This is a genomic window from Bradyrhizobium sp. BWA-3-5, from assembly GCF_032917985.1.
GTDB lineage: Bacteria > Pseudomonadota > Alphaproteobacteria > Rhizobiales > Xanthobacteraceae > Bradyrhizobium.
In genome coordinates this window covers 3,549,350-3,571,687 of record NZ_CP136626.1, presented here as the reverse complement: position 1 = coordinate 3,571,687, position 22,338 = coordinate 3,549,350, and the positions used below count along the sequence as shown (strand labels likewise).

Here is a 22,338-nt window from a genome sequence, read left to right as displayed (position 1 = left end):
GTGCGCGCTCGGTCATTTTTTGTTAACCATCAAAGCCCTTAATCGCGGCATAGTTTTTCAGGACTCCCGTCATGCGCGGCGTATTTTTCCGAACTCCATGTCTGGTTGCCGCGCCGGCGCTGGCTAGCTACCCGATGCCGGTGGCGCTTGCTTATGAAGGCGGTTGCGATGCCGCTCATTGACGGTCAGCCGCTTCGAATCCTGCATGCGACGCGCGCCCCGGTCGGCGGCATATTTCGTCACATCCTCGATCTCGCCAACGGCCAGGCCGAACGCGGCCACCACGTTGGCATCATTGCCGACAGCCTCACCGGCGGCGAACGCGCCGAGCAGGCGTTGGCGGAAATCGCGCCGCGGCTCAAGCTCGGCGTTCACCGCACGGCGATCCGCCGCGAGCCGCTGCCGAGCGACCTCCTGGTATGGGGACGGTTTCAGCGCATGATCGGCGAGCTGAAGCCGGACGTGCTGCACGGTCACGGTGCCAAGGCCGGCACGTTCATGCGCCTGCGGACCGCCTCCCGCGACCGTATCCGGGTCTACACGCCGCACGGCGGATCGCTGCATTACCCGCTGTCGACGCTGAAGGGCAACATCTACGCCCGCGTCGAACGCGCGTTGATGAACGACACCGACCTGTTCCTGTTCGAAAGCGCATTTGCGCGCGATACCTATCAACGCACCATCGGCACGCCGAAGGGGCTGGTGCGCTGCGTGTTCAACGGCGTCACCGCCGGCGAATTCGATCCCGTCGTGAAGGGCGACGACGCGACCGACCTGATCTATGTCGGCGAGTTCCGTCACATCAAGGGCGCCGACCTCCTGATCGACGCGGTGGCGCGGCTGCGCGCAAGCGGCCACCCGGTGACGCTGACGCTGGCCGGTGACGGCGAGGAAAGCGCCAGCCTGAAGGCGCTGGTGGAGCGTTTCGAGCTCGGCGAGGCCGTCCGCTTCATCGGTCACGTCAAGGCGCGCTTCGGTTTCTCCAAGGGTTCGCTGCTGGTGGTTCCCTCGCGCGGCGACTCCATGCCCTATGTCGTGATCGAGGCGGCAGCCGCCGGCATTCCAATGGTCGCCGCTAATGTCGGCGGCATCCCCGAGATTTTCGGCCCGCATGGCGATGCCCTGTTCAAGCCGAGCAACGCCGCTGCCATGGCCGATGCGATCGAAGCCGCACTGAAGGACCCCGCCGCGGCGCAGGAACGGGCCAGATCGCTGCGCGAACGGATCTTCATGCATTTTTCGCAGAAGGCGATGGTCGAGGGCGTCTTTGCCGGCTACCGCGAGGCATTTGCCAATCGTTAACCGTTCTTTACCAACGTAACTGTTTCTTCCGATTTGTCCCGTAAGCCGGTGGTGTGGGGAATTCCGCACCGGCGGGCGCATGCCTATGTGCCTGCCATAAGAACGGACGTGGACAGTGGAACAGATTAACGCACGCTCGATGCTCGAGGCCGCGGCGACTGCGACCGCCGCCCGCCCGCCCGTCGAACGGCGCCGAAGGCTTACGCCTGCCGCGCTCGCCGTTGCCAATGAGAAAGTCGGCCGCGCCCACTCCCCGATCGTGATCGCGGGCGTGGTTCGCCTGATCGATTTCGTGCTGCTGAGCGCGATCGGCAGCGCGCTCTATTTCGGATACATGGTCCCGCTTAGGGGATTTCATTGGGAATTCATCGCGGCGATCTTCGGCGTCGCCGTCATGGCGGTAATCTGCTTCCAGGCCGCCGATATCTACCAGGTGCAGCTCTTTCGCGGCCATCTCCGCCAGATGACGCGGATGGTTTCATCCTGGGCGTTCGTGTTCCTGCTGTTCATCGGCGCATCCTTCATCGTCAAGCTCGGCAGCGAAATCTCGCGGGTATGGCTGACCGAGTTTTTCGTGGGCGGGCTCGCGGCGCTGGTCATTAGTCGCCTTATCCTGCGCTCGCTGGTGCGCGGCTGGGCCCGCCAGGGCCGTCTCGACCGCCGCACCATCATCGTCGGCGCCGATCAGAGCGGCGAGCAGCTCGTCCAGGCGCTCAATGCGCAAGAGGATTCCGACATCAAGGTGCTCGGCGTGTTCGACGACCGCAACGACGACCGCGCGATGGACACATGCGCCGGCAGCCCAAAACTCGGCAAGGTCGACGACATTGTCGAGTTCGCCCGCCGCACCCGCATCGACCTCGTGCTGTTTGCACTACCGATCTCGGCCGAGACGCGGATCCTGGAAATGCTCAGGAAGCTCTGGGTGCTGCCGGTCGATATCCGCCTGTCGGCCCACACCAACAAGCTGCGCTTCCGCCCCCGCTCCTATTCCTATGTCGGCGAAGTACCTACTCTCGACGTGTTCGAGGCGCCGATCACCGACTGGGACCTGGTGATAAAGTGGCTGTTCGACCACGTCGTCGGCTTCGTGATCCTGGTTCTGGCGTTGCCGGTGATGGGTCTCGTCGCGCTGGCGGTGAAGCTCGACAGCCCCGGGCCGGTGCTGTTCCGGCAAAAGCGCTTCGGCTTCAACAATGAGCGAATCGACGTGTTCAAGTTCCGCTCGATGTACCACCACCAGGCCGATCCGACCGCCTCCAAGGTCGTGACCAAAAACGATCCCCGCGTCACCCGCGTCGGGCGCTTCATCCGCAAAACCAGCCTCGACGAATTGCCGCAGCTCTTCAACGTCGTGTTCAAGAGCAACCTCTCGCTGGTCGGCCCCCGCCCGCATGCGGTGCAGGGCAAATTGCAGAGCCGGCTGTTCGACGAAGCCGTCGATGGTTATTTCGCGCGCCACCGCGTCAAGCCCGGGATCACCGGCTGGGCGCAGATCAACGGCTGGCGCGGTGAGGTCGATACCGACGAGAAGATCCAGAAACGCGTCGAGTTCGATCTCTATTACATCGAGAACTGGTCGGTGCTATTCGATTTCTACATTCTGCTCAAGACGCCGATCGCGCTGATGACCAAGAGCGAGAACGCGTATTGATGTAAGGAGATATCCTCCGTCATTGCGAGGAGCACAGCGACGAAGCAGTCCATCTGTCCGCTTGCGGCGACATGGATTGCTTCGCGGAGCCTGTCATCCGGCGGCGCTTCGCGCCGACCGGTTGGCTCGCAATGACGGAGTGTGTTGTGCAAGTGTTCAGTAGCGTTTGCGTGAGTAGTCGATGAGCTATGCGGCGACAGCCGGGAATTCTCTCTCGCCGGTGACGGCTGCGCCTGGCGTGCTCGCCTTGCAGCGCGCGCTGGTGTGGCTCGCCGGCGCATCGGTTGCCATCGTCTTCATCGAGCCTTCGCCCTATGAAATCGCCACGCTGGCGGCCACGGTGGTGTTTTTCGCCACGGGCTTGCGGATGCGGCTGGTGTTCATGCCGCTGCTGCTGCTGCTGTTCCTGGTCAATGTCGGCTACACCATCAGCGCGATCGCCGTGTTCGACCGGCCCAACGTGCCGAACTGGATCTTGACCTCCTGGTACATGGCGGTCACCGTCGTGCTGTTCGCGATGGTGATCTCGGAGGATACCACCGCCCGGCTCGACATGCTCCGCCGCGGCCTCGTTGTCGGCGCACTGATTGCCTCGCTCGCCGGGATCGCCGGCTATTTCAACCTCATTCCGGGCGGGCGCGACCTCTTGACGCTCTACGACCGCGCCCGCGGCACCTTCAAGGATCCGAACGTGCTCGGCGCGTTTCTGATCCTTCCCGCGCTGTTCGCGCTGCAAAGCGTGGTCTCCGACAAATTCGGCAAAGCGCTGCGCAGCGCCATCGCGTTCGCCGTGATATCGCTGGCGATCCTGCTGTCATTCTCTCGCGCCGCATGGGGGCAACTGATCGTTACAGCCGGCTTCATGCTCATCATGATGGTGCTGACCGGCCGCTCGCAGGCGCAGCGTTCGCGCATCATCGTGATGGCGCTGGTTGCCGCCGTCATAGCGGCGGCGCTGGTTGCGGTGCTGCTGTCGCTCGACTCGGTAGCGGAGTTGTTCAAGCAGCGCGCCAGCTTCGACCAGAGTTACGACACCGGCCGCTTCGGGCGTTTCGGCCGGCATGTCCTCGGCGCCGAAATGGCGCTCGGCCTCCCGTTCGGCATCGGGCCGTTGCAGTTCCACCGTTTCTTTCCGGAAGACACCCACAATTCCTATCTGAACGCCTTCATGTCAGGCGGCTGGCTCTCCGGCGTCTGCTATCCGGCGCTGGTTTTCGTCACGGTGTGGACCGGCTTCCGCTACATCTTCGTCCGCGTGCCCTGGCAGCCGACCTATCTCGCGGTCTTCGCGGCCTTGCTCGGCACGGTCGGCGAGAGCTTCATCATCGACACCGACCACTGGCGGCACTTCTGGCTGATGCTGGGCGTGATGTGGGGTATGTTCGTCGCCGCCGAACGCTGGAAGGCGGACAGCCATTCCGCAGCCATCGTCCCCGCGAAGCCGTTCTAGGACCGCTTCTTCGCGGGTTTCGGCTTCGGCGCTTCCACCATCGACTTCAATTCCTCGGTCGCGGCCAGCATCGTCTCGTAGCCTTTCGTCGCGAACTCCAGCAGCAATCGCAGTTCGGCGTCCGAATAGGACTCCCAGAGTTTGACCATGGCGCGCTGCATGTGCTCGTAGTAGCGTCCGATCCTGGCGACGTTCTCCGGAACGATCGCGATGAACACCTTGCGACGATCTGCCGGATCGCGCTCGCGGCGAACCAGGCCTGCTTTCTCGAGCCGATCGATGACGCCGGTGATGGCGCCGGTGGTCAGCCCGGTCACTTCCGCCAGCCGCCCTGCAGTCACGCGGCCTTCCAGGTTGAGGAAATCGAGACATTCGAGGTCGGAGCCCGAAATGCCGACCGTGTTCGCTACCGTCTGCCCAAAAATCACGCCCTGCGCCGACGACCGCCGCAGCGCGTTCTCGAGTTCCTGCATCAGCGCAGCCCGCGCCTTCGCTCTTGACAAAGTCGGCCTCGTCTCTTACTCGATATACATCTTAGCTGCTAAGATATTTAGCAACTGTACATTATTATCACCCGACACAGGCATGGAGCAAGGCATGAGCAAACGACCCCGCGCGCTTGTCATCGGTGGCGGCATCGCAGGTCCGGTAACGGCAATCTTCCTGAAGAAAGCCGGCATCGACGTCGAGATGTTCGAGGCATGGCCCTACTCCACCGGGATAGGCGGCGGCCTGCAGATCGCGCCGAACGGCATGCATGTGCTGGCCGAAATCGGATTGGCGGAAGAGATGATCCGGCGCGGATCGGTCGCGGAGTCCTTCGATTTCCATTCGCAATCCGGCGCCCGTCTCGGTTCGATGAACCGGAACATGCAGCAGCGTTTCGGCCAGCCGGCGGTGAACATGTGCCGCGCCACGCTGAACGAAGCGCTGATCAACAAGGCGTGGTGCGAGAGCGTCGAACTGAAGTTCGAGAAGCGGCTTGTCGCTATCGAGGATCGCGCCGACAGGCCCGTCGTCGCGCATTTCGCCGACGGTTCCATGGCCGAAGGCGATTTCATCATCGGGGCCGACGGCGTTCACTCCGCGGTGCGCACGCATGTGGTTCCCGGTGGGCCCAAGCCGTTCGACACCGGGCTGATCGGCTTTGGCGGTTTCGTTCCGCGATCGGTGCTTTCAGATGCGCCGGTCGGCCAGCGCGTCGTCACCACCTTCGGACAAAGCGGTTTCTTCGGGTACGGGCTTTGCAGCACCGACGAAAACGACGGCGTGATGTGGTGGAGCACGCAGCCAGCGCATGGCGTCGATGCCGCGACCTATCGCGCCATGAGCCAGGCCGCGATCAGGCGGCATTTGCTCGACTTCCATAGCGGTTGGCACGATCCGATCCCGCGCATTCTTGAGGCGGCCGAGAATATCGTGGTGACGGCGACGCTCGATGTGGCGACGCTGCCGACCTGGTCGCGGCAACGTACGCTTCTGATCGGCGATGCCGCGCACGCCACCAGCCCGCATGCCGGCCAGGGCGCCTCGCTGGCGCTCGAAGATGCCTTGCGGCTCGGTCGCCTGATACAGGAACGCCAGGAGCTTGGCGTGACGTTCCAGAAGTTCGAGGCCGAACGGCGTCCCCGCACTGAGCGCATCGTTGCGCTGGCCCGCCGCAACGGCAACAGCAAGCGCGAATTCAGCGCCACTGGCGCTTGGATCCGTGACCGCATGCTGAAGCTGGTGCTGCCGCTGTCGGCCAAGGGGATGGACTGGATGTACGCGTATGATCCGCGGGCGGCGTGACGCGGTGCCGTAGGGTGAGCAAAGGAGCGCGAGCGACCTGCCCAACCCGATGACGACGGAATGGTGGGCACGCTGCGCTTTGCCCACGATCTGTGGCTACTTCTCTACCTCAAACCTCAATCCGGCATGATCGACCAGCCGCTTGATCAGCTTGTGCTGCATCGCTGCGCCCGGCGTCCAGAAGCCGGGCGGCACATCAGGCGTATCGTGGAGCAGGCAGATCGCGCATTCGGAAATCATCTTCGAGGTCGAGCCGTAGCCGGGATCGCGATCGCCTTTCACGGCGGCGCGGACCTGACGGCCGTCGGGCGCGATCGCGACGTAGAGCAGATCATAGAGCCCGTTCTCGCGCTCTTCCTTTGACGGGCCCTCGCCCGGCTTCGGCGCGCTCGGTCCGGTCTTTTCGGCGTTTGCGGCCATCACCAGCTTGGCGTTGGCCTCGCCCTTCTCACCGGCGCCGGTCAGCACCATCTCGTCGTAGATGAATTCGCGGCCATAGGGGAATCCCATCAGCATGTTGGAGCGGTGGACGTTGCGCGTGTTGATCAAGGCCATCATGAACGGTGCGGCCCAGGACTGCATGTCCTCCTCATAGGTGGGTTTGTTGCCGCGCGGCTGCTTCGGCCCCTTGAACTCCGGTGTCAGCGCAAAGGGGTCGTTGAGAATGGCGACAAGGCTGAGGTCTTTTGCGACCGCATCAAAGGTTGCCTTGGCACTCGCCGCCGTGCCGCCGGAGAGCGTGCCGCGCATGTCGCGCACGCGGCCCTTGACGCGGGATGCCGGCGCGCCGAACACGCGCCTGGCTTCCTCCTGCACGAAGAATGCGCCGAGCTCGAACGGCACGGAATCGAAGCCGCAGGAGAACACGATGCGCGCCCCGCTCGCCTTTGCAGCGGCTTCGTGCTTGTCGATCATCTGCCGCATCCAGATCGGCTCACCGCAGAGATCGACATAGTCGGTGCCGGCCTCTACGCAGGCCGCGATCAGCTCATTGCCGTAGAGCTGGTACGGGCCGACGGTGCTAATCACGCATTTCGCTTGCCCAACCATCGCCTCCAGCGACGCCACGTCACTTGAATCGGCGACGATCAGCAGCGTATCCGCCGGTGCTCCCACCGCATCACGCACGGAAGCGAGCTTGTCCTTGTTGCGGCCGGCCATCGCCCATTTCAGATTGGCGTCGTCCTTGTAATGCTCGGCGAGATACTCGGCGACGAGCTGGCCGGTGAAACCGGTGGCGCCGTAGACGATGATGTCGAATTTCGACGATGACATAAGCGAGGTTTCCTGGAGAAACGAACTTGGCCTCTTTTGTCATTGCGAGCGAGGCGAAGCAATCCACAATCTCTGCGCAGAAAATGGATTGCTTCGCTTCGCTCGCAATGACGGCTGCGGCTATTTCTTCGGATAGGACACGCCCATCCCGGCGCGAACGTCGGCCTGGATGCCATAGGGCGCGATCGGATAGCGCAGGCCGTTCTTGGCGAGCTGCTTCATGCCGACGATGGCCTTGGCGAGGTGCTCGGGCCTCAGCGCCATCAGCATCTCCTCATCCGGCACGCCGCCATAGCGCCGCTCGGCAAAGCACGGCAGCGAGAGCGACGGCTCGCCGGTCTTGATCGCCCTGCCCCAGGAATCCGCGCAGGCGGTCTCGCCGACCACGCCCCATTCGAACTTCTTGTAGCCGGTATATTGCAGGCCGTTGATCAGGATGATCATCTGGCCAGGGGTCGCGTAGACGAGGCAAATGTCCGGCGGATTGAGCCGGCCGCTGGTGAGCGGGCTCACGGCCATTGCCTGAAATTGGCCGAACGGCACGACGTCCAGCGCCTCCTGGCGCTTGCGCGCATCCTCGGCCGTGCCGTGCCAGACGCCGACATAGTTTTCGCCGGCGAGCCATTTTTCGTCCTGCGGCGCCAGCCCAATCACGGCGCGGCATTGCGCGCCGACGAGATCCTCGCCGGTGATGCCGACCGTCCAGCCGAGCCGCGAGGCCATGCTGACGATCTGGTCGGTGGTATGCACCGCCGAGGGACGCCGGATTTTCGGGATCGCCATCATGTCTTCGGCGCGCGCGAACATCTTGATGCCGACGACCGTCGTTTTCAGCCTGAGCAACGTGTTCAGATCGGCCACGATGGCGGCCAAATCGAACGCTTCCGGCGGCGTCTGTTGTTGCATGACGATAACTCCCAAATCGTGCGCTGCAGGCGCATCTGTTCGTTCGATTGTAGCCCGGCCGGCAGCCCGCGGCTACTTCGCAGGTCCTGGCAACAGTTCGCCGATCTTGCCGGTGGCGCGGTAGGCAATCAGGCCCATCCATTCGCGCACGCCAAGATCAGTCCGGCCCAGCCCATCGATCGCGATATTGGTGAAATTGAGTATGTCGCCGCGGCCGCCGACCCGCCAGTCGACCGGATAGGGCTCGACCGCAAATCCCGCCTTCCGGAACAGGCCGACGGAGCGGGGCATATGGAACGCCGAGGTCACCAGCAGCCAGCGTTCGCCTTCCTTGGGCGCGAGCAAGGCCTTGGAGAACTCGGCGTTCTCCAGCGTGTTGCGCGAGGCCCGTTCCATGATCAGCCGCGATTTGTCGATGCCAAGGCTCTCGAAGATGGCGCCGGCGAAATCGGCTTCCCTGGCGTCGTTCGAAATCAGGTTCGCACTGCCTCCGGAGAAGACGACGCGCGCCTTGGGATAGCGGTGCGCCAGCGCCGCAGCCGCGATCAGACGATCGGGGGAACTGCGGACCACCGGCGTGCCGTGCGCGGTGGAAAGGTCGGCTTCGATCGACGCGCCGAGCACGATGATCCCGTCAGGCGCGCCGCTCGAAGCGTCCCACGGCGGAAAGCGCTGCTCCAGCGGATAGAGCAGCAGGTTTCCGAGCGGCGACAGCCCGCAGATCACGAGCAGCAGCACCGCTGCAATCACCAGCTTGCGGCCAAGCGACGCAAAGCGCGTGAACATCAGGACCGCGCCGACAAAGCCGATGCCGATCAGAAAATTTGTCGGCAGTAGTAGCGCGCCGAGCGTCTTGGAGAGGACGAAAAACAACGGGAGCCTCGCGGATAGACACCCTCGTCATACGCGGGCTTGCGGCCGGTATCCATCCTTCTTCGCACAGGCCTCATTCGAAAATGATCGATTGCCGGATCGGGTCCGGCGATGACAGATTGTGCCGGACAATTCCGGCAAGAAAGTCGCGCAATGACCCATCATCACCTGCACTCCAGCCCCGAAACCTGCCACTGGGGCTATTTCGATGCGGCATTGAAGCCGGCCCTGACCATCGCCAGCGGCGATCAGGTGGCCATCGATACGATCAGTGGCGGCCCGGAGGTGGTGCCGGACCGCAAGCAGTTTCACGTTCCGCCCGAACTCGACGAGGTGCATGCCCGGTGCGAGCGGCAGCTGCAGGGCCATATCCTGACGGGTCCGGTGGCCATCGAGGGCGCCGAGCCTGGCGACGTGCTGGAGGTCGACATTCTCGACGTCCAGCTTCGGCAGGACTGGGGCTGGAATTTGATCCGCCCGCTGGCGGGCACCCTGCCCGACGACTTCCACCAGACGCGGATCCTGAACATTCCGCTCGACCGCGAACGGATGGTGGGCCGGATGCCGTGGGGACTCGACCTGCCACTTGCACCGTTCTTCGGCGTGATGGGCGTGGCGCCGCCGCCGGCCTGGGGCCGCATCACCTCGCTGATTCCGCGCGCAATGGGCGGAAATCTCGACAACAAGGAATTGGGCGCCGGCGCCAAGCTATACCTGCCGGTGTTCGTGCCGGGCGCGCTGTTCTCCTGCGGCGATGGGCACGGCGTGCAGGGCGATGGCGAAGTGTGCGTCACCGCGATCGAAACCGCGCTACAGGGCCGCTTCCGCCTGACGCTGCGCAAGGATCTGCGGTTCACCTATCCGCGCGCGGAAACATCTGATCATTACGTGACGATGGCGATGGATCCCGATCTCGATCAATGCGCAATCCGCGCGCTGCGCGATATGATCGTGCTGCTCGGCGAGAAGCGCAATCTGTCGCGCGAGGACGCCTACACGCTATGCAGCCTCGCCGCCGATCTGCGGGTGACGCAGACCGTCAACGGCTCCAAAGGAATTCACTGTATGATTGCAAAGAAGATCGTGCACGGCTGAGGCCGGCTTCAAAATTCTGACAGAAACTGCAGCCTGGCATGAAACAGCACGCTGGTCTTTCCGACCAGCGCGGTGCCCTGCACCTGTGCGCCATCGGGCGAGTAGGAACCGCTGAAGCCGCAAGTCACCTCGCGCCCGCCGAACAGCGGCAACGCACCCGATGATTTCGTATGCTCATGGGTGATAAGCTCGCCGCGCCATTTGCCGCGCTCGGCGGTGTAGGAGCCGGTGTAATAGAAATACGAATCGCCGCCCGCGAGCCTGCCGTCGCGCAGCACGATGATGCCGTGGGCGCGACCGTGCCCGCCATCCGACATCTCGATCTGGATCGTGTAGAGCCCGTTCGTGACCGTCATTGCGCCCGCCGCCGCCTGCCCTAGGCATTTCGTCATCGCGCGCGGTGCGAGGCAATCGAGAAAATCGTCGCGAGTCTGGATCGTTTTGCCGCGGCCTCGGGCGCCCCTCAGGCCGGTTACACGCGCCGGGTAACACGGCCGCAGCCGGTTCACAGATCGAGATCCCGATTTTAATATTATTTTTCAATTGGATAGAAAGCTATCCACAAGCTATTTGACTCATATGTGCAAAACTAAATAGAGTCGAAATAGTAACTTTTCAGTACAGCGTTTAAAAGTTAGCGTTCCACATGGCTACAGAAAAAGCCGAAACCGACCGCGTTCCCGTGACCTTGGCGCTCTCGACCATCGCGTACATGGAAAGATTGGTGAGACAGGGCACCCACGGCACTAGCGTTCCAGGCGTTGCAAGGACCCTCATCGAGGAAGGCATTCGGCTCGCCATCAAGGACGGGCTGCTTGCAATCCGCGACAACGGCCGGCCGTCCTGACGGGAGCCCGCGGCGGTTTTCACAGAATGTGGAACCGAGAAAATGCTTACGAATCTGCCGACCTGGACCACCGATCGCGTCGAACTGCTGAAGAGTCATTTTGAAGCCGGCCTCACCTGTCGCGAGATCGCGGCCAGCATCGGCGTCAGCCGCAACGCGGTGATCGGGAAACTTGCGCGCCTGCAATTGACGCGCGGACCTGCCCGGGCCGAACCGCGCCCCACCAAGGCTGCCCGAGAACGTTCCAGGAAATCCATTCCAAGGCTGCAGTATCAAATCCTGCAGGCCGTCTACGAAAACCCGCCGCCGATCCAGGAAGAGCCGATCATCAGCGAGCGCCGCTGCTCGCTGCTCGAGCTCAGCAACGAACGATGCCGCTGGCCAATCAGCACACCAGGCGCGGAGGATTTCTGTTTCTGCGGCAACACGCCGGTGGAAGGCATGCCCTACTGCTCCGGGCACACCCGCCTCGCCTATCGTCCGGGCACGCGCGCCCGCGTCTCGCGCGCGTAAACGACGCATACGGTTTAGTGCTCCTGAAACGCGACACAGGAGAAAGCGAGGGCGTCGGTTCTGATCACGGTCAGAACCGACTGCCCGCTAGCCAAGCCGCCAGCCGACCTCCTCGGCAAAGCTCTTGAAGAATTCCGGCGTATAGGCCTTTTCCGGGGCCTGCCGCACCCGCTCATCGAGCTTGTGCGCATCGTCACCGACGAGTATCCGCCAGCGCTCCGCCTTGACGCCGTCGAGGATGATCTTTGCCGCAGCCGCTGCGGTGGTCGGCGCCTCGTCGCGGAAGGAACGTGCACGGTCGAGCGCGATCTTCTGGATGTCGTCGTCAGACATTGGCGCGGTATCGATGCCCATGCCATTCAGGCGCAGCCGCGTCGCCGCGATTTCATTTGGGCTCAGTTCATCGGATTCCGTGCCGCTCTGGATCTTGCGCGAATTGGAAACGATCGAAGTGCCGATATGCCCGGGCATCACGACCGAGCACTTGATGTGGGGCGCATTGAGCCGCAGATCGGTCATCAGCGCTTCGGTGAATCCCTTCACGGCAAATTTGGCGGCGCTGTAGGCGGTGTGCGGCACCCCAAGACCGACCGACGCCCAGAATCCGTTGACGCTCGACGTGTTGACGATGTGGGCCTCGTCCGCCTTCATCATCAGCGGCAGGAAGGTGCGCACGCCGAGATAGACGCCGCCCCAGCAGATGTTGAAAGTGCGTTCCCATTGCTCGCGCGTGTTGGTGAACAGGCTGCCGCCGCCACCGATGCCGGCGTTGTTGAACAGCAAATGGATCTTGTCGGTCGCCTGCTGCTCGACCAGCTCATCGCGAAAACGCTGCAAGTGGGCTTCGATCGAGACGTCGGCGATGTGGGTGGTGACACGCAGCCCCTGCGGCAGCCCTTCCGCCTCGCACAGCCGCTTGGTCTCCGCCATCGCCTCTACCGAGACGTCGCACATCGCGACGTTGCAGCCCTCGGCGACGAGTTGGCGCGCGAGTTCGCGGCCCATGCCCGTGCCGCCACCGGTGATCACCGCAAACTTTCCGGCAAAATCCTTCATTGAGATCGTTACCTCGATTTTTCAGTTCTTGAGTGGGGGCTCGCATGACAATGCAGCCCATGCGGGCAGGACAGTAACAGGTGGGAATGGCCGGTAAAGCCGCCCGGTGATACGAACAGCTCGATTGTCCTGCGGCCGTTTTCGTGCGGCGGAATTATTCCGCTGCCTGGCGAGAGCCGCCGAGCGCGCCCAAACCATCGAGCGCCTTTCGGATGACCGCCTGTTGCGATTGTGACGCTTCCGGCATCGGCGCGCGCGAGAACGTCGCCGGCAACCCCTGCAGCGACTGCGCGTAGCGCGTGCAAGCCGGCAGATTGTCCGAGACGATCGCGTTCCACAATGTCAGCAGCTTCTTGTGCAGCTCGAGCGCGCGGGCGTGGTCGCCGGCCTTGACCGCATTCCAGAGCTCGACGGACGCATGCGGCGCGGCGCTGAGGATCGCGGCGATCGATCCATGCGCGCCGAGCGTATAGGACGGATACATCAGCGCGTCGACCGCGCTGTAGATCAATTTGTCCGGTGCCATCATCATCAGATCGGCAAACAGCTTCAGATCGCCCGCGCTCTGCTTGACGCCGACGACCAGCGGCACCTCGTTCATGATCCGCGTCAGCAGCGCCGGCGAAAGATAGGACCACGGCACGACGTTATAGATGATGATCGGCATGCCGGTTTCATCGGCCATGCGGCGGAAGTGGTCGACCATCGCCTGCTCGTCCGGCTTGAACAGATAGTGCACCGGCGTCACCTGCAAGGCCGCCACGTTCATGTCGCGCACCAGCCTGCCGCGCTGGATCGCATCGCGCGTGGAATCGACGATGATGCCGGCGATGACGGGCGCGCGCCCGTTCGCGGCTTCCACCGTCGCCGCCACCAGGTCGCGGTATTCCTCATGGTCGAGCGTATGTCCCTCGCCGGTCGAGCCGCCGGCCGCCATGCCGTGGCTGCCGGCACCGATCAGCCATTCGACCTGGGGCGCAACGAGCTTGTAATCGATTTCGCCGTCTTTCCGGAACGGCGTCGTCATCGGCGGTATCACGCCTGTGGGGCGCACTTGCATGGGCCTGCCTCGCTGTTTCCATCCGCTGCCGGTGAGGTGTTTCCCTCACTCGCGCCCGAGCCTAGCGAAGCACGGCGCGACGTTCCAGTTGCGGAATCGGCATGGCAGGTCACATGATCCGGCTACGCCGGACCTCATTTGGACACACCGAACGCATCAGCCGCGTTTGCCGCCCGCGACGTAGCCGGCGGTAACCTCGTCCTTGTGCGCGGCAAATGCGGCCAGCACTTCGGCCTTCTCACGCTTCGGCACTTTCGCGAAATCCAGCGTCCGCCCGAGCTCGGCGGCGACTTCATCGAATTCCGCGGGCGAGATCTTGAGGTTGCGATGCGCCTCTTCGAGACCCAGCGGTGTCGCGCCGGGTCGGGTCGCCGTAAACTGAAATGGTCCGCCTGAAACGTTGCAGACCCACAGCGTGCGCATGAACTTGAGGCCGGGCAGCCGTTGCAAATTCTTGGTGTGCCATTCCCGCAATTGCGGATTTTTGGATTTCTGGCCGACGATGGGATTCTTCACGACCGCATCGCTGAAGTGGTCGATCACCGCAGCGATCGCGAACACGCCACCGAGCCGATCATAGAGGCTCTTCTCGGACTTGGCCTGGTTCTCAGGTTTCGTATTCTGATCGGCCTGCGCGCAAGCGCTATTCGTGCCCGTCAAAACCCCTGGCGTTGCGGCCACTGCCAACCCGGCTACCATGCGCCGTCGCGTGATCGAATTCGTGGTATTCCGTGCCATTGGATTCCTCCATCCTGGATCCGTCGCGTCACTGCTCGATGCGCTTGCGCGATCCACATATCCTCCGTCAGCCGACCCACACGGCTGCGGCTGGGCGTGCCGTCACGCCGGCGCGCCCTTGCACCATTGGATGGTGTTGAAAGGAAAAGGTCCCGAAAACGCCGCGGGATTCGGATCAAACCAGCGCCACCTGCGCACGACTGCAATGTCCGATGACGGACAAAGCATTCTCGGCTTCGTCCGTTCCAGGTTCGCGTCTGCAGTCCGCTCCGCTGTTTGAACCTGAGGTCGTCAGACGCGACTTATCTGGAGGCAAGACCCTATCGGAAGACCAGACTTGGAGAGGTCGTCATGAGCCAATGGCGCGATACCATGGTCGATCAACCACAGACCGATGGCGCGACCTATCTGACCGGATGGACAGTCAGCGGACTGGCGGTGCTAGCCACCATCGTTGTCGTCTGGGCCCTCGGTATCTAGGCGGCAGCTGAATTCGGTGATGGAGCGGTGGCGCTCTCGCGCGGGCTGGATGCGACCTGCGGCAGGGCCAGGGTGAAGGCATCGACCAGCCGACGTCGCCAGGGCTGCGTCAGCATCGACAGCTTTCCTTCGAGCAGAGCGGCCTTTTCCCGGGCTCCCATGGTGTCGGTGGTTGCCTTGAGCAGCTCAGCCAGCAGCTTGTTGGTCCGCTCGCATTCCCGCTCGAAGTCGGCCCGATAGCCACTGGCGATGACCTTCATCTCCGCCAGTTCGGTCTGCAGGGTCTCGATTTGCTGCTTTAAGGCGCTGACCAGTTGTTGGCCGGCCTGCGCTTGCGGCTGGCGGTTGATCGGGGAATGGTTGATTTCGGTGAGATCGACGTGAACGAGCGTCTTGCCATCGTTGGCGCGCGAGCGCGGCCAGCGATGTCGTTTCACCAGGGCCCGCGCGGCCTCCGGGGAAATTTTGAGCCTTTCACCCAACTCGGCGTACGACAGCATCTCGACGGGCATAAGATTCGCTCCGCTTGGCCAGGCGGTCACCACCCGGATACAGCAAATAGTAACAATCTTAAGGTTAAGGGGTGGTTTACTCGGGTTGAGTCAGACGAGGCATCGCGGCGATCGATGGCCGCCGGGGAAAAGGCACCTCGGGCGCCCTTCCGTCTTCTTAATTTTATGAACTAAATGGTCGGAGCGAGAGGATTTGAACCTCCGACCCCTAGTCTCCCAGACTAGTGCGCTAACCGGGCTGCGCCACGCTCCGATGCCGTTCCAATAGCTGCGATCAGGGCCCGGCGCAAGGCGCGAGAGCGGCCTCATTGAGGCGCCGGCCGGTGGCCGGTTCCGGCCTGCTCGTTCAGCTATCCTTCAGCACGGTATCCAGCAATTCCCGGCAGGCGACGAGGTCCTGCAGGACCCGCTCGAGGCGCTCGCGGTCGGCATCCGACGAGCCCGGCTTGCCCTTGACGAAGGGCAGCAAAATGCCGTCGTCGTCGGTATCCACAAAGCGGTAATCGATTTCCTTGTCTTCGCTCTCGTAATCAGCGTCCCCATCCTCGTCCTCAGCTTCGGCTGCAACCGGCATCTCGCCCTCATCGGGCTCCTGCAGGCTGAGACCGATCGCCTCCTCGACCGCACCGAACGTGACGGCGGAAGTCTGGTCGGCGAGTCCCTGAACGGACTTGATGCCGTGCTCTTTCAGGATCCGCTGCACGCCGCGGATGGTGTAGCCCTCGCCGTACAAAAGGCGGCGGATACCCTTGAGCAGGTCGACGTCGTCCGGGCGGTAATAGCGCCGCCCGCCGCTTCGCTTCATCGGCTTGATCTGCGCGAAGCGCGTCTCCCAGAATCGCAGCACGTGCTGGGGGATATCGAGTTCTTCAGCGACTTCGCTGATGGTGCGGAACGCATCCGGCGCTTTATCCAAAGGCCAGCTCCTCTCAACTCAGCTCGTTGGGGAAGACGCGGTACTCGCCTTGCTACGCAGCCGTCTTTACTCGATGTCGGTCTTGCTCTCGCCATTGCCGGGCGCGTGCCCGTTGATCCGCTGTTTCAGGATAGCTGATGGCTTGAACACCATCACGCGGCGTGGCGAGATCGGCACTTCGGTACCGGTCTTCGGGTTACGTCCGATACGCTGACCCTTCTTGCGCACCATGAACGAGCCGAACGACGACAGTTTGACCGTCTCGCCCTTCTCAAGGCAATCGGTGATCTCTTTCAGAACGAGTTCGACAAACGCTGAAGATTCCGTCCGCGACAGTCCCACCTTCTGGTAGACGGCCTCGCACAAATCGACGCGTGTGACTGTTTTTCCGGTCCCGGTCATCGCCTGCCCCGCACTCTCGGCGAACAAAATTTATTGCCTGAAATTAAGCGGTTAGCTCGCAATGGTCAACAGCGAGCATCATGCAGACGCATGGAACATGGCGGCAATTTTAGTCGATCCTGCTGTGTGACGTTCACCAGCGCACGAGCGCGGAACCCCAGGTGAAGCCGCCGCCCATGGCCTCGAACAGCACCAGATCGCCCTTCCTCACCCGCCCGTCCTGGACCGCCACATCGAGCGCCAGCGGAATCGAGGCCGCCGAGGTGTTGCCGTGGAGATCGACGGTCAGCACCACCTTCTGCGGTGCAATATGAAGCTTGTGCGCCGAAGCATCGATGATTCGCTTGTTGGCTTGGTGCGGGATGAACCAGTCGATGTCTTCGGCGGTCGCACCGGTCGCATTGAAGGCATCCACAATCACGTCCGTGATCATGCCGACCGCGTGCTTGAACACTTCACGGCCTTCCATCCGAAGATGGCCGACGGTCTGCGTCGTGGACGGGCCGCCATCGACGAACAGCTTCGCCTTGTGCCTTCCATCGGAGCGCAGATGGGTCGTGAGCACGCCTCGGTCGGCAGACGTTCCGGGCTGGTCCTGCGCCTCGAGCACGATTGCGCCCGCACCGTCGCCGAACAGCACGCAGGTGCCGCGGTCGTTCCAGTCGAGGATACGGGAAAACGTCTCGGCACCGATTACCAGTGCGCGCTTGTGGGCGCCGGAGCGCAGGAATTTGTCAGCGGTAGCAAGCGCGAAGACAAAGCCGGAGCACACCGCCTGCAAATCGAAGGCAACGCCGTGATGAATGCCGAGCTCATTCTGGACGGCGACCGCCGTTGCCGGAAAGGTATTATCGGGCGTCGAGGTCGCCAGCACGATCAGGTCGATCGCCTGCGCGTCGATACCGGCATGTTCAAGCGCCGCGCGCGCAGCGTTGATTGCGAGATGCGATGTGAACTCGCCTTCGGCCGCGATGTGGCGCTCCCGGATACCGGTGCGCTGCACGATCCACTCGTCCGACGTATCGATCCGGGCGGCGAGTTCCGCATTGGTCAGCACTTTCTGCGGCAGATAGGAGCCGCAGCCCAGCACGACCGAACGTTTCGCAGTCACGAGACAGCCTCCTGCGCGGTCTGTGCCAGCGCACCGCCGTCGCTGTTTATCATCTGATTAATCTTGGTGAGGAGATCGCAGCGGACCATCTCATAGCCAACGTTGACTGCGGAGGCAAAGCCCTCCGCGTTGATTCCGCCGTGGCTCTTGACCACCACGCCCTTCAGCCCGAGCAGAACACCGCCATTGGATTTGTTCGGATCGAGCTTGTCGCGAAGCGCCTGGAAGGCCTTGCGGGCGAACAGATAGCCGATCTTGGACTGCCAGCTGCTTGCCATCGCGCCGCGCAGGAAGTCCGCCATCTGGCGCGCGGTACCTTCGGCAGCCTTGAGGGCGATGTTGCCGCTAAATCCTTCCGCCACGATGACGTCGGCCGCGCCGCTGCCGATGCCATCGCCCTCGACGAAACCGATATAGTTGAGTTGCGGCAGGTTCATCGCCCGCAGCTTTTCGGCCGCCTCGCGGATTTCCTCGTGGCCCTTGATTTCCTCGACACCGATGTTGAGCAGGCCGACCGTCGGCCGCTCGATGTTGAAGAGCACGCTGGCCATCGCGCTGCCCATCACCGACAGCGTCACCAGATGGTTCGCATCGCCGCCGATGCTGGCGCCGAGGTCGAGCACGACGGACTCACCGCGGGCCGTCGGCCACACGGCGGCGATGGCGGGCCGATCGATTCCTGGCATGGTGTGCAGATGGAAGCGCGCCATCGCCATCAGCGCGCCGGTGTTGCCGGCGGAGATGGCAACGTCGGCCTCACCCTTCTTCACCGCATCGATCGCAAGCCACATCGACGATGTCTTGCGGCCGCGCCGCAGCGCCTGGCTCGGCTTGTCGTGCATGCTCACGGTAACATCGGTATGAACGACGCGCGACGCCTTCTTCAGCGCCGGGTGCGCGGCGAGTTGCTCATCGATCTGCTTGCTGTCGCCATAAAGCAGGAATTCGCTGTCGGGATGCTTCTTCAAAGCGATCGCCGCGCCGGGAATGACGACCGATGCGCCGACATCGCCGCCCATGGCGTCAAGCGCGATTCGAACCTTTTGCGGCATGAACGTCCCGGAAACCTGATCTCTTGCGGCCCTCGTCGAGCCCGGCCGCACCTGGAAGGGCACCGTTCAGCGATGCCTGGCGAAACGCAACTCGCGCCCCCGTCGGGCCGCGACAATAGCGTGTCCCCGTCCTGACACAACCTCTTGACCACGGTCTTTTGGCGAAAGCGGCGTGCTGTGGCCCGAAATCAAGGATATGTAATATCCAATTTAAAATCAATATCTTAGGCAAGATTCTTGGCGAGACAATACAATGATGTCGAAGCGACCGCAGCTTCATCGGTTGCTTTAGCTCCCTGCTACTTGCCCTTGGGCTTTCTGGCTCCCGGCATTTTCGGTGCCACCTTCAGTGCCCTGAGTGCCGCGAACGGATGATCCTCGGGATCAGCGGCTTCGACCACCGGTTCAAATACGGCGCCGGGCTTGCGCGGATAGGGATCGACCGCGAGGAACAGGGCATCGGCGGCGACCTTGCCGAGATCGATCATGCCGTCGTCGATCGGCTCCAGCGGATCGGGCGTCTCTTCGTCGCTCTCCTCGGCCTCATCGACCAGCGCGGCCATCTGCGGCACCTGTTCCGGCGGCGCGAAGATCAGGTCGACCGGCTCGTCGATGTCGTTTTCGATCTCCTCCAGCGTCACCACGCAGGTCTGTCCGATTCGTGCCCGGACGTTGCCGGCGACGTGGAGGCGGCCGCCGCTCCTGGGCGTCACGTCGAACGACGCGTGCGCTGACAGCACCTCGCGCAAGCCGCCCATTTCGGCCAGTGCATGCCGAACGGCCTGGTCGGCCGCGATATCGCGATGCAGGCCGGTCTCGGGGATCTGCGCGACCACGACTGGGACGCGCCATGGGTCTGGCCTTTCTGTCACGCCGGTCTTGCTCATGGCTGCACCTTCTCGGGCACGGGAAATCTGGCCGAACCGCTAATCAGCGTCGCCTCGTCGATATCGTCCAGGGCGGTCATCGCCGCCTCGGCATAGGCCGCCAGCCGGCGGGCCTTTTCGATGTTCTCGCCGTTCAGGATATTCTTGCAGATCGCCTGCGCCAGGGCCTCGCGGCCCTCCGTCAGCGCCATGTCATAGGCCGCCGTCCGGCCATAAAAGGCCTCGCCGAAGGCCTGCATGCGCTTGGGCACCTTGAGATCGCTGACCCCCATTTCGCGCAGATTGTCGTCCATATCGTTGCAAAAATGGTCGAACAGCCCCTGCGAAAGGGCCGCGCCGCCCTCCACCGACTTCAGGCGCCGCAGAACCAGCCACAAATGCAGCAGAAGCAGGTCAAAACGGCCATTAACCGTGTCCGGAACCGCGAAGTCCCGGTAAAACAACGGTTCTCGCGCCTGCGTCACGATCATGCCATAGATGGCCTCGATGGTGCCGCGCAACGGCGTCCGGGGTTTCCTGAAGTGATTGAACGGCCAAAGCATTGTGGGTTCCGCATGCGAGCCCTCCAGATCCTTTGTCCAGAGGCCGCGCGTGTTGCAATCCAGTGTGGTGCCCGGTACGTCAACGCACCGCGCGATGCAAGAGGACGGGCTGATTCCTGATATGACCGAAATGAGCCAGCTGAGCACCTGCGTGCCCTCGACGAGCTGCACGACCGCACCCAGGCGCGGGCTTCGCGCGGCCATGGCCGTGGCACTGGTCTGCGCGGCGCTCACGGGATGCACCGGCGAGCAGTTCCAGAAAGGCTACATCCTGCCGCCCAACGCGCTGGAGCAGATTCCGATCGGCGCCAGCCAGGACCAGGTGCTGATCGTGATGGGAACGCCGTCAACGGTCGCGACCCTGAACGGCGAGGTGTTCTATTACATCTCGCAGCGCTCGGAGCGCAAAGTCGCGTTCATGAATCAGCAGGTCGTCGACCAGCGCGTGATTGCGATCTATTTCGACAAGAACCGTCAGGTGACGCGGCTCGCCAATTACGGATTGCAGGACGGCAAGATCTTCGATTTCATCAGCCGCACCACGCCGACATCAGGCCAGGAGCTCAGCTATCTGACGCCGCTCTTCAAGCTGCTCAGCTTCAATTAGAGCCCGTTAGTTCACAGTCACCGGTTCCGCGGCGCGGAAATCCTGCGCCAAGTCGCCGCTTGCCCCCAGCGCCCGCGCTGCCTACGGTCCCTGCCAACAAGAATCCAAAGCAGGGAGTGAACTTGTGACGATTAAAGCCTTTTCTCGACGCCGCGTTTTGACCGGCGCTGCCGGTATTGCTGCCGCAGCGATTTTGCCGCGCGCGAGCTTCGGCTCCGACTGGCGGCCAACCGAGACCGTGCGGCTCATCGTGCCGGCGGCGGCCGGCGGCAGCACCGACGTGATGGGGCGGCTGCTCGCCGCGCATCTGCAGACCGCGTGGGGCCAGTCGGCTGTCGTGGAGAACCGCTCCGGCGGCGGCGGCACGATCGGCACCGCCGAAGTCGTGCGCGGCAAAGCCGACGGTCATGTCATCCTCGTCGGCAATCCCGGCCCGAACGCGATCGCCTACAGCATCTTCCGCAACATGACCTACAAGGCCGAGCAGCTGCAGCCGGTCAGTAACATGATCCGGATTCCGAACATCGTGTCGGCGCATCCATCGACCGGCATCAAGTCGATTCCCGAGTTGATCGCCTACATCAAGGCCAATCCGGACAAGCTCACCTACGCCTCGTCCGGGGTCGGGCAGAGCCCTCACCTCACCGGCGCCTGGTTCCTGCAGCTCACCGGCTTGAAGATGGTGCACGTGCCATTCCGTGGCGCGGGACCTGCGCTGCAGGCGGCGCTTGCGGGCGATATCCAGATCCTGTTCGACAATCTCTATCCATCGCTGCCGCAGACGCAGGACGGCAAGCTGACCGCGCTCTGCGTCACCACGCCCGAACGCAGCCCGGCGGCACCGAACATCCCAAGCATACGCGAGGGCGTGCCTGAGCTGGCAAAGTTCGATGTCTCGTCGTGGTTCGGCATATTCCTGCCGAAGGCAACGCCCGCTCCCGCTGTCGAAGCCCTCAACAAGGAAATCAAGGCGATGCTGGCGCGCGAGGACGTCAAGAAGACTCTCGCCAACATGGGCGCCACCGCCGACTGGGGCACGCCGCAACAGTTTTCCGATTTCGTGCAGGCCGAGACGACGAAATTCGCCGAGATCATCAAGCGCGAAGGCCTGCAGATGGATGTGAATTGAGATGCCGGTGTATTGCGAGCGAAGCGAAGCAATCCACATCTCCGCGCGGGGATAGATGGATTGCTTCGTCGCGTCGAGGGTCGGTCTCTTAACGCCGATCCCAACTCGCAATGACGCGGTGAGAATTTCCACTGTCCAAC

At 63.0% G+C, this 22,338-nt stretch carries 24 protein-coding genes and 1 tRNA gene; 9 read left to right on the top strand and 16 right to left on the bottom strand.

Features of this window, described 5'->3' with window-relative positions; translation table 11 throughout:
• Positions 1 to 168 precede the first annotated feature (168 nt).
• The 3 genes from RX331_RS17240 (at position 169) to RX331_RS17230 (ending at position 4,406) form a co-directional block, all read left to right on the top strand.
• A complete protein-coding gene (locus tag RX331_RS17240) occupies positions 169 to 1,302 on the top strand; it encodes a glycosyltransferase family 4 protein (protein WP_317257656.1) in 1,134 nt (377 codons plus the stop codon).
• Between the two features lie 139 nt (positions 1,303 to 1,441).
• Positions 1,442 to 2,956 carry an undecaprenyl-phosphate glucose phosphotransferase gene (locus RX331_RS17235; RefSeq protein ID WP_317258161.1) on the top strand — a complete coding sequence of 505 codons (1,515 nt, stop codon included), beginning with the start codon at positions 1,442 to 1,444 and terminating at the stop codon, positions 2,954 to 2,956.
• Between the two features lie 181 nt (positions 2,957 to 3,137).
• On the top strand, positions 3,138 to 4,406 hold the full coding sequence (locus RX331_RS17230) for an O-antigen ligase domain-containing protein (protein WP_317257655.1): 1,269 nt from the start codon (positions 3,138 to 3,140) through the stop codon (positions 4,404 to 4,406).
• Here RX331_RS17230 and RX331_RS17225 read toward each other — a convergent pair.
• Positions 4,403 to 4,909 carry a MarR family winged helix-turn-helix transcriptional regulator gene (locus tag RX331_RS17225; protein WP_410708234.1) on the bottom strand — a complete coding sequence of 169 codons (507 nt, stop codon included), beginning with the start codon at positions 4,907 to 4,909 and terminating at the stop codon, positions 4,403 to 4,405. The two genes, RX331_RS17230 and RX331_RS17225, sit on opposite strands and share 4 nt — an antisense overlap.
• 94 nt (positions 4,910 to 5,003) lie before the next feature.
• On the opposite strand from RX331_RS17225, the gene RX331_RS17220 reads away from it, so the two are divergent.
• On the top strand, positions 5,004 to 6,197 hold the full coding sequence (locus RX331_RS17220) for an FAD-dependent oxidoreductase (RefSeq protein WP_317257654.1): 1,194 nt from the start codon (positions 5,004 to 5,006) through the stop codon (positions 6,195 to 6,197).
• 96 nt (positions 6,198 to 6,293) lie between these two features.
• On the opposite strand, the gene RX331_RS17215 is transcribed toward RX331_RS17220, so the two are convergent.
• The 3 genes from RX331_RS17215 to RX331_RS17205 form a co-directional block, all read right to left on the bottom strand.
• Positions 6,294 to 7,472, bottom strand: coding sequence for a saccharopine dehydrogenase family protein (locus RX331_RS17215; RefSeq protein ID WP_317257653.1), 1,179 nt, complete (start codon positions 7,470 to 7,472; stop codon positions 6,294 to 6,296).
• Between the two features lie 120 nt (positions 7,473 to 7,592).
• Complete coding sequence (locus RX331_RS17210) at positions 7,593 to 8,378, bottom strand: DUF169 domain-containing protein (protein ID WP_317257652.1); 786 nt, start codon at positions 8,376 to 8,378, stop codon at positions 7,593 to 7,595.
• A 72-nt stretch (positions 8,379 to 8,450) separates the two neighbouring features.
• Complete coding sequence (locus RX331_RS17205; protein ID WP_317257651.1) at positions 8,451 to 9,251, bottom strand: YdcF family protein; 801 nt, start codon at positions 9,249 to 9,251, stop codon at positions 8,451 to 8,453.
• Positions 9,252 to 9,404: 153 nt separating this feature from the next.
• On the opposite strand from RX331_RS17205, the gene RX331_RS17200 reads away from it, so the two are divergent.
• Positions 9,405 to 10,346 (top strand): acetamidase/formamidase family protein, encoded by a 942-nt coding sequence (locus RX331_RS17200; protein ID WP_317257650.1) that lies wholly within the window; start codon positions 9,405 to 9,407, stop codon positions 10,344 to 10,346.
• 8 nt (positions 10,347 to 10,354) lie between these two features.
• On the opposite strand, the gene RX331_RS17195 is transcribed toward RX331_RS17200, so the two are convergent.
• The gene (locus RX331_RS17195; protein WP_317257649.1) at positions 10,355 to 10,702 is read right to left on the bottom strand and encodes a GrlR family regulatory protein; all 348 of its coding nucleotides are present in this window, start codon (positions 10,700 to 10,702) and stop codon (positions 10,355 to 10,357) included.
• 290 nt (positions 10,703 to 10,992) lie between these two features.
• Between RX331_RS17195 and RX331_RS17190 the strand changes: the two genes are divergently transcribed.
• Both RX331_RS17190 and RX331_RS17185 read left to right on the top strand, forming a co-directional pair.
• Entirely contained in the window at positions 10,993 to 11,193 is a 201-nt protein-coding gene (locus RX331_RS17190) for a hypothetical protein (protein WP_225669173.1), read from the top strand.
• A gap of 42 nt (positions 11,194 to 11,235) precedes the next feature.
• Positions 11,236 to 11,706, top strand: a complete 471-nt coding sequence (locus RX331_RS17185; RefSeq protein ID WP_317257648.1) for a GcrA family cell cycle regulator — start codon at positions 11,236 to 11,238, stop codon at positions 11,704 to 11,706.
• A gap of 87 nt (positions 11,707 to 11,793) precedes the next feature.
• Here RX331_RS17185 and RX331_RS17180 read toward each other — a convergent pair whose 3' ends face one another.
• From RX331_RS17180 to RX331_RS17130, 11 genes are all read right to left on the bottom strand, one after another.
• A complete protein-coding gene (locus RX331_RS17180) occupies positions 11,794 to 12,762 on the bottom strand; it encodes an SDR family oxidoreductase (protein WP_317257647.1) in 969 nt (322 codons plus the stop codon).
• Positions 12,763 to 12,916: 154 nt separating this feature from the next.
• Positions 12,917 to 13,822, bottom strand: coding sequence for a dihydrodipicolinate synthase family protein (locus RX331_RS17175; RefSeq protein WP_317257646.1), 906 nt, complete (start codon positions 13,820 to 13,822; stop codon positions 12,917 to 12,919).
• Positions 13,823 to 13,978: 156 nt separating this feature from the next.
• Positions 13,979 to 14,560, bottom strand: a complete 582-nt coding sequence (locus RX331_RS17170) for a group 1 truncated hemoglobin (protein ID WP_317257645.1) — start codon at positions 14,558 to 14,560, stop codon at positions 13,979 to 13,981.
• Between the two features lie 476 nt (positions 14,561 to 15,036).
• Positions 15,037 to 15,552, bottom strand: coding sequence for a hypothetical protein (locus RX331_RS17165; RefSeq protein ID WP_317257644.1), 516 nt, complete (start codon positions 15,550 to 15,552; stop codon positions 15,037 to 15,039).
• 175 nt (positions 15,553 to 15,727) lie between these two features.
• Positions 15,728 to 15,805, bottom strand: a tRNA-Pro gene (locus tag RX331_RS17160).
• A 93-nt stretch (positions 15,806 to 15,898) separates the two neighbouring features.
• Positions 15,899 to 16,468 carry a MerR family transcriptional regulator gene (locus tag RX331_RS17155; protein ID WP_317257643.1) on the bottom strand — a complete coding sequence of 190 codons (570 nt, stop codon included), beginning with the start codon at positions 16,466 to 16,468 and terminating at the stop codon, positions 15,899 to 15,901.
• 66 nt (positions 16,469 to 16,534) lie between these two features.
• Complete coding sequence (locus RX331_RS17150; protein ID WP_283034487.1) at positions 16,535 to 16,870, bottom strand: integration host factor subunit alpha; 336 nt, start codon at positions 16,868 to 16,870, stop codon at positions 16,535 to 16,537.
• A 133-nt stretch (positions 16,871 to 17,003) separates the two neighbouring features.
• Positions 17,004 to 17,981 carry a beta-ketoacyl-ACP synthase III gene (locus tag RX331_RS17145; protein WP_317257642.1) on the bottom strand — a complete coding sequence of 326 codons (978 nt, stop codon included), beginning with the start codon at positions 17,979 to 17,981 and terminating at the stop codon, positions 17,004 to 17,006.
• Entirely contained in the window at positions 17,978 to 19,033 is a 1,056-nt protein-coding gene (gene plsX, locus RX331_RS17140) for a phosphate acyltransferase PlsX (RefSeq protein ID WP_317257641.1), read from the bottom strand. Before plsX ends, RX331_RS17145 begins: the two co-directional genes overlap by 4 nt.
• Before the next feature lie 299 nt (positions 19,034 to 19,332).
• A complete protein-coding gene (locus RX331_RS17135) occupies positions 19,333 to 19,920 on the bottom strand; it encodes a DUF177 domain-containing protein (protein ID WP_317257640.1) in 588 nt (195 codons plus the stop codon).
• The gene (locus RX331_RS17130; RefSeq protein ID WP_317257639.1) at positions 19,917 to 20,462 is read right to left on the bottom strand and encodes a ubiquinol-cytochrome C chaperone family protein; all 546 of its coding nucleotides are present in this window, start codon (positions 20,460 to 20,462) and stop codon (positions 19,917 to 19,919) included. The genes RX331_RS17135 and RX331_RS17130 overlap by 4 nt, the downstream gene beginning before the upstream one ends.
• Before the next feature lie 130 nt (positions 20,463 to 20,592).
• Between RX331_RS17130 and RX331_RS17125 the strand changes: the two genes are divergently transcribed.
• Positions 20,593 to 21,069, top strand: coding sequence for an outer membrane protein assembly factor BamE (locus RX331_RS17125; RefSeq protein ID WP_317257638.1), 477 nt, complete (start codon positions 20,593 to 20,595; stop codon positions 21,067 to 21,069).
• 124 nt (positions 21,070 to 21,193) lie between these two features.
• Positions 21,194 to 22,198 (top strand): tripartite tricarboxylate transporter substrate binding protein, encoded by a 1,005-nt coding sequence (locus RX331_RS17120; RefSeq protein WP_317257637.1) that lies wholly within the window; start codon positions 21,194 to 21,196, stop codon positions 22,196 to 22,198.
• Positions 22,199 to 22,338: the final 140 nt, after the last annotated feature.

Coding starts and splice junctions, on each gene's coding strand:
- RX331_RS17210 (WP_317257652.1), bottom strand. CDS start 8,378: ATGCAACAACAGACGCCGCCGGAAGCGTTCGATTTGGCCGCCATCGTG.
- RX331_RS17190 (WP_225669173.1), top strand. CDS start 10,993: ATGGCTACAGAAAAAGCCGAAACCGACCGCGTTCCCGTGACCTTGGCG.
- RX331_RS17125 (WP_317257638.1), top strand. CDS start 20,593: ATGAGCCAGCTGAGCACCTGCGTGCCCTCGACGAGCTGCACGACCGCA.
- RX331_RS17175 (WP_317257646.1), bottom strand. CDS start 13,822: ATGCAAGTGCGCCCCACAGGCGTGATACCGCCGATGACGACGCCGTTC.
- RX331_RS17220 (WP_317257654.1), top strand. CDS start 5,004: ATGAGCAAACGACCCCGCGCGCTTGTCATCGGTGGCGGCATCGCAGGT.
- RX331_RS17215 (WP_317257653.1), bottom strand. CDS start 7,472: ATGTCATCGTCGAAATTCGACATCATCGTCTACGGCGCCACCGGTTTC.
- RX331_RS17135 (WP_317257640.1), bottom strand. CDS start 19,920: ATGAGCAAGACCGGCGTGACAGAAAGGCCAGACCCATGGCGCGTCCCA.
- RX331_RS17240 (WP_317257656.1), top strand. CDS start 169: ATGCCGCTCATTGACGGTCAGCCGCTTCGAATCCTGCATGCGACGCGC.
- RX331_RS17180 (WP_317257647.1), bottom strand. CDS start 12,762: ATGAAGGATTTTGCCGGAAAGTTTGCGGTGATCACCGGTGGCGGCACG.
- RX331_RS17200 (WP_317257650.1), top strand. CDS start 9,405: ATGACCCATCATCACCTGCACTCCAGCCCCGAAACCTGCCACTGGGGC.
- RX331_RS17185 (WP_317257648.1), top strand. CDS start 11,236: ATGCTTACGAATCTGCCGACCTGGACCACCGATCGCGTCGAACTGCTG.
- plsX (WP_317257641.1), bottom strand. CDS start 19,033: ATGCCGCAAAAGGTTCGAATCGCGCTTGACGCCATGGGCGGCGATGTC.
- RX331_RS17150 (WP_283034487.1), bottom strand. CDS start 16,870: ATGACCGGGACCGGAAAAACAGTCACACGCGTCGATTTGTGCGAGGCC.
- RX331_RS17230 (WP_317257655.1), top strand. CDS start 3,138: ATGAGCTATGCGGCGACAGCCGGGAATTCTCTCTCGCCGGTGACGGCT.
- RX331_RS17235 (WP_317258161.1), top strand. CDS start 1,442: ATGCTCGAGGCCGCGGCGACTGCGACCGCCGCCCGCCCGCCCGTCGAA.
- RX331_RS17165 (WP_317257644.1), bottom strand. CDS start 15,552: ATGCCCGTCGAGATGCTGTCGTACGCCGAGTTGGGTGAAAGGCTCAAA.
- RX331_RS17195 (WP_317257649.1), bottom strand. CDS start 10,702: ATGACGGTCACGAACGGGCTCTACACGATCCAGATCGAGATGTCGGAT.
- RX331_RS17170 (WP_317257645.1), bottom strand. CDS start 14,560: ATGGCACGGAATACCACGAATTCGATCACGCGACGGCGCATGGTAGCC.
- RX331_RS17130 (WP_317257639.1), bottom strand. CDS start 20,462: ATGCTTTGGCCGTTCAATCACTTCAGGAAACCCCGGACGCCGTTGCGC.